This window comes from Pseudomaricurvus alkylphenolicus (assembly GCF_011683955.1).
Taxonomy (GTDB): Bacteria; Pseudomonadota; Gammaproteobacteria; order Pseudomonadales; family Cellvibrionaceae; genus Pseudomaricurvus; species Pseudomaricurvus alkylphenolicus.
On the sequence record NZ_JAAQPI010000026.1, the window covers coordinates 64,149 to 73,246 of the forward strand.

Annotated in this window: 9 protein-coding genes; 1 reads left to right on the top strand and 8 read right to left on the bottom strand. The window is 53.4% G+C overall.

Going from position 1 to position 9,098, the window contains the following annotated elements; all coding sequences use genetic code 11:
* The 5 genes from HBA55_RS34240 to HBA55_RS34260 are packed head-to-tail and all read right to left on the bottom strand — an operon-like array spanning window position 1 to window position 5,644.
* The gene (locus tag HBA55_RS34240) at window positions 1-1,152 is read right to left on the bottom strand and encodes an acyl-CoA dehydrogenase family protein (protein ID WP_167000244.1); all 1,152 of its coding nucleotides are present in this window, start codon (window positions 1,150-1,152) and stop codon (window positions 1-3) included.
* Window positions 1,153-1,192: 40 nt separating this feature from the next.
* A complete protein-coding gene (locus HBA55_RS34245; RefSeq protein ID WP_167000245.1) occupies window positions 1,193-3,406 on the bottom strand; it encodes a molybdopterin-containing oxidoreductase family protein in 2,214 nt (737 codons plus the stop codon).
* A 5-nt stretch (window positions 3,407-3,411) separates the two neighbouring features.
* Complete coding sequence (locus HBA55_RS34250; protein ID WP_167000246.1) at window positions 3,412-3,603, bottom strand: Clp protease/crotonase-like domain-containing protein; 192 nt, start codon at window positions 3,601-3,603, stop codon at window positions 3,412-3,414.
* Complete coding sequence (locus HBA55_RS34255) at window positions 3,600-4,184, bottom strand: 2-hydroxychromene-2-carboxylate isomerase (protein WP_167000247.1); 585 nt, start codon at window positions 4,182-4,184, stop codon at window positions 3,600-3,602. The genes HBA55_RS34250 and HBA55_RS34255 overlap by 4 nt, the downstream gene beginning before the upstream one ends.
* A gap of 41 nt (window positions 4,185-4,225) precedes the next feature.
* Entirely contained in the window at window positions 4,226-5,644 is a 1,419-nt protein-coding gene (locus HBA55_RS34260) for an aldehyde dehydrogenase family protein (protein ID WP_167000248.1), read from the bottom strand.
* 127 nt (window positions 5,645-5,771) lie between these two features.
* On the opposite strand from HBA55_RS34260, the gene HBA55_RS34265 reads away from it, so the two are divergent.
* Window positions 5,772-6,293, top strand: a complete 522-nt coding sequence (locus tag HBA55_RS34265; RefSeq protein ID WP_167000249.1) for a winged helix-turn-helix transcriptional regulator — start codon at window positions 5,772-5,774, stop codon at window positions 6,291-6,293.
* A 94-nt stretch (window positions 6,294-6,387) separates the two neighbouring features.
* Here HBA55_RS34265 and HBA55_RS34270 read toward each other — a convergent pair whose 3' ends face one another.
* The 3 genes from HBA55_RS34270 to HBA55_RS34280 form a co-directional block, all read right to left on the bottom strand.
* Window positions 6,388-6,618: a hypothetical protein gene (locus HBA55_RS34270; RefSeq protein ID WP_167000250.1), complete on the bottom strand. Its 231-nt coding sequence runs from the start codon at window positions 6,616-6,618 to the stop codon at window positions 6,388-6,390.
* Between the two features lie 98 nt (window positions 6,619-6,716).
* A complete protein-coding gene (locus HBA55_RS34275) occupies window positions 6,717-6,905 on the bottom strand; it encodes a hypothetical protein (RefSeq protein WP_167000251.1) in 189 nt (62 codons plus the stop codon).
* Window positions 6,906-7,271: 366 nt separating this feature from the next.
* A complete protein-coding gene (locus tag HBA55_RS34280) occupies window positions 7,272-7,865 on the bottom strand; it encodes a phage integrase N-terminal domain-containing protein (RefSeq protein WP_240946442.1) in 594 nt (197 codons plus the stop codon).
* Window positions 7,866-9,098 lie beyond the last annotated feature (1,233 nt).

The following is a 9,098-nucleotide window of genomic DNA, read 5'->3' on the forward strand; positions in this document are numbered from 1 at the left end:
TTAACTTGCATCCCTGACCATGTTCTTGGCGATGACCATTTGCTGAATTTGTGTCGTGCCTTCGTATAGACGGAAGAGACGCACGTCACGGTAAAATCGCTCGACGCCGTAGTCCGCAATGTACCCGGACCCGCCGTGTATTTGGACGGCGCGATCGGCCACTCTCCCGACCATTTCGGTTGCGAACATTTTGCAGCAGCTTGCCTCGGTGCTGATGTTTTCTCCCTCGTCCCGTTTTCGCGCGGCATCCAGCACCATGCATTTGGCGGCATAGCATTCCGCCTTGGAGTCAGCCAACATCGCTTGAATAAGCTGGTGTTCCGCAATGGGCTTTCCAAATTGTTGGCGCTCCATGGCGTAGCGCAGAGCGTCATCAAGCAGACGCTCTGCCACGCCCACACTGACAGCGGCAATGTGAAGACGGCCCCGATCGAGCACCTTCATAGATGTGTAGAAGCCTTTGCCTTCTTCTCCACCAATCAGGGCATTAGCAGGCACCTTAACGTTGTCAAAAATGACGTCACAGGTGTGGGACCCAGCATGCCCCATCTTTTTGTCTTTGGCACCCAATGAAATGCCAGGGGAATCGGCCTCTACAATAAACGCGGACACGCCTTTGGCCTTTTTTTCGCCGGGGTTGGTGCGGGCCATGACGGTAAAGGTACCTGCCCGAGGGGCGTTTGTGATAAAACGTTTGGTGCCGTTGAGAATGTATTGATCGCCCTCTTTGGCCGCGGATGTTTTCACCGAGGCCGCATCGGAACCAACATCGGGCTCCGTTAAACAGAAGGATCCGATCAGTTCTCCGGTGGCGTATTTGGGCAGGTAACGCTGCTTCTGCTCATCCGTGCCGTCAAAGACAATGGCGGCCGAGCCTATACCATTATTGGTACCAATGACGGAGCGAAACGCCGGAGAGGTATGCCCCAGTTCCATCGCCACCAGCATTTCCTCTTCCAGGGTCAGGCCAAGACCGCCGTAGGCTTCGGGAATGGTGAGACCAAACAGCCCCAGCTCCCGCATTTCCTGGATGACCGCATCGGGAATCGCATCCTCTTCCGCCACTTGATCTTCGAGCGGAATCAGCCGCTCACGTACGAATCGGGCAATGGTGTCGGTCAGTTGGTTTAGTATTTCTTGATCACGAATCATAGTGTTTTAGCTCATTCAAAATTGGGTATCACGGACCGGTTTACAGAGGCTTGCCAACCAGCTTTTGAATACGGCAGGGAATACCACGCAAATGGGGTATGCCTTGTTCCGGATCTCGGTATTCGGGCTCGTCAATCGTAATCAGAGAATCCGAATAAATTAGTGCTCCGGACAGATGTTCCCTGCCCTGTTGGGTTTCGGGCTTCCACCAACCGTGAGGAACGCGAACCAGTCCCGCTGGCATGTCTTCACGTATTTCAACAAGACCGGCTACGCTGCCGCCTTTGGTGGTCACAGAGACCCAATCCGTTGCGGTAACCGCTAACTCAGTTGCCGTTTCTGGGTTTAGATAGATGGTCGGTTCTGGTTTACGCTCACGCAGTTCAGGAATATGGCGATGGCCGGTCTGAAAATACTCATCGTCGCGCACGCCCATAAACAACATCAGTGGATACTGCTCACAAGGGCCTGGCGCTTCACGATAACTTGGAAGCGGGTCAAATCCGAAACCTTCGAGTACCGAAGAACTCAACTCGACCTTTCCTGAGGGGGTTGCGAAACCGGTTTTCTCGTACTTTTTGAACGCCAGCTTCGGGCCATGAGCCATGTTGTTGGCGGCAAAGTCCTGATAGCTGACACCCAGTGGTGACAAGCGGTAGTCGTACAGTTGTTCCAGGCTTTGCCACGGGAAATGTTCCTCAAAGCCCATTCTCAAGGCCAACTCTCGCCAGAAATGGAATACGCTTTTGCATTCGCCAGGAGGCTCTGCTGCCTGATTGGAGATGCCAATTGTAGACACCCAACCGAGCGCGTCGTACAACTGCGGGCGTTCGAGCCAGCTGTCGCCTGGCAGCACGTAATCGGCCATTTGCGCCGTAGGTGTCATGATATGTTCATGCACCACCACCAGGTCCTGGTTGTCCATGGCTCGCATCAACAGATCCATATTGGAATACCCCAACAGGCTGTTGTTGCCCAGTGAAATAAAGGCCTTTACCGGGTAGGGATCGGCGTCAGCCATGGCGCGGAAGGTCGCACTGGGCACCGCCATAAAATTACCCGTAATAAGATTGGCGTAGGGTTTGCCCCAAACCCGTTCGGTGGGTTCGCGCAAGGGTTCCATGCCACGATAGGTAAAAGCGGGATGGTCTGCAGCCCCTAACTGCTTGTCTTTTTGAGTTTGTGACAAGGCTTCGTGCATTTCCAGCTCATCTTCAGAGATAATGCTGGGGTGGAAGCCGTGCAGCACCTCGCCACCGGGCACATCCAGACTGCCCGTGACGGCTCTTAATATGCTGTGCAGGCGAATGGCCGAGGTGCTGTTGAGTTGCTGGTCCGTAATCGGTGTCCAGGGAATGATACCCGGTGTGGCCGTCGCGTACATCCGGGCAGCTTCCCGGATCAGATCGGCATCGACCCCGGTGATCTCGGCCACCTTATCGACGGGATACTCTTTGACACGCTCACACAAGGCCTCGAAACCGACCGTCCAGTTTTCAACGAAGTTTTTATCGTACAGTTGTTCCTCAATGATTACGTTAAGCCAACCCAGGCACATAGCCGCGTCCGTGCCGGGGCGCAGGGGCAGCCATATGTCCGCCCGTTCGGCGCACTCGCTGCGGCGGGGGTCCAGTACGATAAGCTTTGCGCCCTTCTCCTGCGCCCTGAGAATCTTGTGATGTACGGGCGCCCAACGGTGCTGGCCCGGGTTGTGGCCAAATAGCACGATACATTGGGTCTTGCTGTAGTCCGGTTGTGGAAACCAGCCGTAGACCATGCGATTAACCGCCGACGTATTACCCGCACAGAGCGCCACGCCACTGATCCAGTTGGGTGAACCCAGCAAGTTCATAAAACGGCGACCCATGCCGTTATCCACCGAGGTGTTCCACTGACTGGTGGCTACGGCCAACGCCTCTGGGCCATACTGCGCCACGACGGTTTTCAGGCGTGCGGCGATGTCATCCATCGCCTCTTCCCAACTGACTTCCTGCCACTTGCCGCTGCCACGTTCGCCCACGCGTTTCAGCGGTTTTTGGATTCGGTCGGGGTGGTTAAAGCCTTTATGCGCAAGGGCTCCCTTCATACAGATATAGTCTTTCAGTGCCGGATGGTCATGGGTGCGCACATTGACCACTTTGTTGTTCTCGACCTCCGCCACCAGCGGACAACCGATATCGCAGCTGGAACACACCACGTTCACTTCGTGGCGATCCGATGCTGTCGTAGCTGTGTTCTGTGTTTTTTCGTTCATTGCCACTACTCCACCTTATCGTCAGCCGTTGAATAGGGGTCGCCGTTTTTCCTGAAATGCCTGGATACACTCTTGGCCGCTTGCCTCAGTTCAGAGGCCAGTGGTAAGTTGAAGGCGTTGGCCGCATCGGGTCTGTTCAAGGTAATGGTGGCGACGCCGTCGTTGACGCCGAACTCGAGATATTGAAAATCCGTCATCGTTCTGCAGCCTCCAGGACGAAGTCCAGCCGATCCTGGCCAAAGTGCAATTCGTTATCAACGATCATGGTCGGCACCCCGAACACACCTCGCTCCACTGCCGCCGCAGTATCTGCCCGCAAGCGCGCTTTGATGGCGTCACTCTGCACGGCTTCGAGGATCGACTTGGCATCGAGCCCGGCTTGCGCCAGTACTTCAGTCATCACGTCGATGTCACTGATGTTGGCGCCCTGTTCCCACATGGCACGGAACATGACCTCATTGTATTGCGCCAGACAATTCAGATCCTTGGCGACCAACGCCCCTCGCATGGCATAGACCGAATTCAACGGAAAGTGGTCATTCTTCATCATGGGGATGTTATGACGCCTGGCGTGGCGACTCATGTCATCCCACATCCAATTGAGTTTAGCCGGGACGCTCACGGGTGAGCTATTGCCTGATTGTTTGAATATGCCGCCAATCTGTACCGGTTTGTAATCAATCTTCAACGAACGCGCTTGCGCCATTTTCAGTAGCCGCTTATAGGCCAGATAAGATGTCGGACTGACGTAGTCGTAGTAAAATTCTATGAGATTCATAATGGTAATTTTCAGGTATCGTTGATGATTGATGGATGTCGTCAGGAGCTGCCCATGATCGCTTTGACTTCGAGAAACTCCTCGAAACCCTGGGCTCCCCACTCTCGACCGTTACCGGATTGCTTGTAACCGCCAAAGGGCGCGTGAAAATCCTCAGGGGCGCCGTTGAGATGCACATTGCCCGTACGCAGTTGCCTGGCGACCCGCAAAGCTTGTTCTTTGGGCCCCCAGACATAGCCCGAAAGGCCGTAGGGGCTGTCGTTGGCAATCGCGATGGCTTCTTGTTCATCGTCATAAGGTAAAATGCACAGGACAGGCCCGAAGATTTCTTCGCGCGCGATGGTCATTTGATTAGTGACATCGGCAAATACGGTGGGAGCAACGAAATAGCCCGGCAGATCTGGTTGGGCGTCTTCTGTGCCAAAGACCATCCGTGCCCCCTCCTCTATCCCCTTGAGAATCAAACCCTGTACTTTGTCTCTCTGTGATCGGCTGGCGACGGGGCCCATTATCGTGCGTTCGTCAGCCGGATCACCGACGACAATGGTTGCGGCCGTAGCTCGTGCCACTTCAACGGCTTGCTCTTGTTTGCTGCGTGGCACCAGCAGCCTGGTTGGCGCATTGCAGGATTGTCCGCTGTTGGTCATCACCGATCTTACGCAACGTTTCACCGCCTTTGCCAAATCGGCATCATCAAGCACAATGTTGGCGGACTTTCCGCCAAGTTCCAGCGCCACACGTTTAACCGTGCTCGCCGCCGCTTTCGAGACTTCCACACCCGCTCGGGTTGACCCAGTGAAAGAGACCACATCAACGTCTGGATGAGCCGCCAGAGGGGCTCCCACACCGGCACCATCCCCGTGAATAAGGTTGAACACGCCGTTGGGAACGCCTGCCTCTGCCATGACCTTGGTCAGCACCTGGGCGGATACCGCAGCAATTTCACTGGGCTTGAGGACCATGGTGCAGCCTGCCGCAAGCGCTGGAGCCACTTTGCAGGTAATTTGATTCAGCGGCCAATTCCAGGGGGTGATCAACGCGCACACGCCTGCCGGTTCTTTCAAGATCGTCGTACTGCCGGACTGGTGTTCGAAGGAATAGGACTTGAGCACCTCCAGCGCCACTTGAAAATGAGCCAGGGCGGCAGGGACATGTGCCTTGCGTGCCAAACTGATTGGAGCCCCCATTTCCAGGGAAACAGCACTCGCCAGCTCCTCTCGATAGTCGTTATAACACTCGATGATTTGCGCAAGCAAAGCCGACCGCTCCTCGATACGGCTTTGGCTGTATTCTGCGAAAGCACGGCGCGCCGCCTGAACCGCCCTGTCCACATCCGCAGCATCACCAAGCGCCACAGACGTAAAAGCCTCCGCCGTAGCGGGGTTGATGACCTCCAGGTGCTGCTGGCACTCAGGGTCTAGCCATTGGCCCCCGATGTAGAACTTGTGTAAATCTTTCATTCGTCACCTATTTTCCAACGCGCAATTAAGTTCCCAAAAGGAACTATTGTGGATTATAAGTTCTTTTTTAGAACTGCTCAAGATACAATTGCCATCATGACTATCCCATTCAATAGGAACCAAGACGGTGAAGTGGACTGAGCATTCGAATAAGCCCTGTGCAATTGCGAAATCTCTGGGGGTCGTGGGCGACAGCTGGACCTTACTGATATTGAGAAACAGCTTCCTCGGTGCCCGCCGTTTTGAAGAGTTTCAGGAACAACTGGGCTTAACGCGGCATTTGCTCGCTGATCGCTTAAAGAAGCTGGTGGCGGAAGAAGTACTCAAGAAGGTCCCTTATGGGGAGAACGCCAAACGTTATGAGTATAAGCTCACGCCAAAGGGGCTGGATCTCTATCCGGTGATTTTGGCGCTGGTCAACTGGGGCAATACCTGGATGATTCCGGATGGCGAACAGCCTTTATTGCATGTCCACCGAGACTGCGGCCAGACAACCCGCCCTGTCATGAGTTGTTCGGAATGCGGTGATGCGCTTGATCCGCGCCGAGTGTCTGTTATTCCAGGTAAACCCCTTCAAGAGATGGCAGAACAGATGGAAGCGGAGCAGATGACCAGCGAACTGGGGTATTATCCACCCAAAAGTCATTGATTCGTCCGAGCTCAGCGTCTTCTCGCAACATTCTGGCCCACACTCGCGCATGGTGCAAATCCCAAACGCCAGTATCCTCCGGCCTTCGTATACTTTATGACTTGCCGTTTGGTATCTCCACAACCCTGTCGGGCGCCCCTCGAAGATTTCGTTCGATGATGATTGATCCCGGTTTACCGCAAACATCAACATCGTCAGTGGGTTTTTGAGGCTCAATGCGTATCGACTGGGGTTTCTTGCTTGACTGACTGGCGCCACCAGTCTCATTGCCAACCGTGAGTACCAGTCCGCAAATCAATAGAAAGGCGCAGATAACCGCTTCCATGAGTATCACCCTTCTATTGCTTCTTTATCAGTGTAAATTCGTTAGTCGCTGCGGGGGCGTCTCGACAACGCTCGAAGGCCAGCAATCGATGCACGGGATCATGGACTAAAGTCCATTTGACCTTGCAGTGGTGTGGCATAAGCAACGGTGTATCGAACTTGCTGAATAGGTGCACTGGGGAAAAATTCTTCGCCATCGGACGCAAATACTGTTGAATTCCAGCCCACGGATAGACTAATGATGAAGGGATAGAGCACACTCAAATTTGAGCTGATCACTTTGTTCACGTTCAGGCTCTCCTGTAATGGGTGTGTGGCACAGTACAAGTTGCTTGCTATAATCGAACACATCTAATCCTCTCAGTGATTATTCGAATATCCGTTAGAGGCCAAGATAAACACCGAGGATTTCTGCGCGGTTGTGGCCAAGTTCGGCACTGAGGATTAACCGCACTTCGTGATCTCTTCGCCTTTGTTCTGTACCAAGTTGATCAATGGTTGGACCTCCCATCGCTGGTGCTGCCCACCCTGTGAGTGTCTGGTAGCGCCGTTGGATATAAAAATGGCGCAGACCATGAAGCCTGGACAAACCCGATTTGGCGGTCTGCCGTTCATACAGCCGCAGTTGCTGTATGTAGGATTTTTCTTCAGGTATCAGAGATCGATTACCGGCCAATCGGAGTGCTCTGTCCAGCACGTCACGCTGTGATGGGTGCGGATAGGTACTTGTCTCTCTTTACCGCCCTTTGTCCAACTGGCCTTTAGGTGAATATGATCACCTTGATCGGCGTAGCTGGGGATGAATTTGATGGCCTCTTCCCGTCGCAGCCCGAATGCCTGTTGCAGCTCCAAGCTCATTCGCACATAGGGATCGGCAATCTGTTGCAATACGTCGTCGGTCAACTGCTGAGCCTTTGAATTCTGGCTCACTAATTGCCGGTCAGGAATGCCGTAGTAATCGTTCGACCGTGCAATAACATTGCCTCGATTGACCTTGTCCGCCCACCATCGTAGGCAGTTCATACGATTTTTGATGGTCCCCGACGACAGCTCTTCTAACAACCAACGCTTTGTCAGAGCGTCTACGTGTTTCGGTTTTAACGACCTTACACCCATGCGCCGGTAGCCCATCTCCTGGAGCTGATCAGCCACCAGTTTCAAGATTTTCGCCCGGTTGGCTTGGGTGCTGTGACTGCCATCGCGATTACGAAGGCACAGTTGTTTGAGTTGGTATTCCAGATCGCGCATAGTGTATGCCTCTTCGGTTAGTGTTTGTGACTACCTCCCGGATCGGATCCGAGATGGTACCGCTGACGCGGAAATGCCTGGGGACACCACTCCCCTCGACCTGACACGCCTGGTCTCAGGCACACAGTTTCTCCTCTGTTCAGGAATTCACTGCGATAGTTTCTCAAGGCTCGTAGAGCCCCACCAACGGGTGAAAAGTTCACCTCCTTCAAACATGCGGAACCGTTGGTCTGACACAGTCAGTCCGCATTGAGTTTAAGAGCCGTACGAAGACGACTGAGTGAATGTAAACGACACGGCAAGTTCCGAGTCGCGGTTTTACAGACGGATTACTGTCTGTTGTTCGAGAAATCTCCCGAACGGTAATGGTGGAGTCGAATTCTCCCGAATACGGCACCATTGCTCCGTATTGCGTTTTAGAGACAACCTCAAGGTTGTCGAGTTGATTGACATGACACTGATCGATCAGCATCGGTAAGTTTTGGACGCTGTTCTGTCCATGATTCGAGGAAACCGAATCAAGTGGTCATAAACCTCCTTGACGCTTCACCACGGGGATTCGCGTCTGAATTGAAGAACCGTCGAACGACGCTGGATTACCAATGTCATTGAAAGACGTGATTGCAAGACCACGGTTGACCAAACGAAAGCTCGCTTAGCGTTTTTGGAATACGCGGCGTATTAGCCACGTAAATTTGAATGGCAAACCACGACTTTTACTTGGAATCGAATGATACTGACCCCGAGTCGTTAGTGGTTGCCGCATTGTTGAAATGACCCACAACCCGGAGGTTGCTTGCGCTATTGAATCTCTGGGTCAAGCTGCGCGGTTTTCCGTTTTTGCCAGTTACGATGGCGAGGGCGAAGCCCCTCATCCACATTATCGCTGTGGCCGCGTTTGGAACCGTTTTCGTTGTATCTGAGTCCAGTATAGTTAGACCGAACCCCAAATCCATCCCAAAATCTGCTCTGGAAGCCGCGAAATTTCTGGTCTTTCCGCCCCCGTCACTACACCACATTGTGGTTGTAGTGACGGGGGCGGATAACGATAGATCGCCAGTCTATCTTTCGAGTAGGCACACATTTCAACCTTCAAGTTGGAGCCGACAACGTCGGTTACAGTGGCACCGAGGAACTAGCCTTCAAATAAAAATAATGGTCTCCCCGTCGTTCGGAAAAGAAAGAGTAATCTCTACTCCCTCTGTAGTAGCTTCCAGTTCAACTTTTTCGTCG

Excerpts from the sequence above, each read along its gene's own strand:
- HBA55_RS34240 (WP_167000244.1), bottom strand. The coding sequence starts at position 1,152 with ATGATTCGTGATCAAGAAATACTAAACCAACTGACCGACACCATTGCC.
- HBA55_RS34245 (WP_167000245.1), bottom strand. The coding sequence starts at position 3,406 with ATGAACGAAAAAACACAGAACACAGCTACGACAGCATCGGATCGCCAC.
- HBA55_RS34250 (WP_167000246.1), bottom strand. The coding sequence starts at position 3,603 with ATGACGGATTTTCAATATCTCGAGTTCGGCGTCAACGACGGCGTCGCC.
- HBA55_RS34255 (WP_167000247.1), bottom strand. The coding sequence starts at position 4,184 with ATGAATCTCATAGAATTTTACTACGACTACGTCAGTCCGACATCTTAT.
- HBA55_RS34260 (WP_167000248.1), bottom strand. The coding sequence starts at position 5,644 with ATGAAAGATTTACACAAGTTCTACATCGGGGGCCAATGGCTAGACCCT.
- HBA55_RS34270 (WP_167000250.1), bottom strand. The coding sequence starts at position 6,618 with ATGGAAGCGGTTATCTGCGCCTTTCTATTGATTTGCGGACTGGTACTC.
- HBA55_RS34280 (WP_240946442.1), bottom strand. The coding sequence starts at position 7,865 with ATGCGCGATCTGGAATACCAACTCAAACAACTGTGCCTTCGTAATCGC.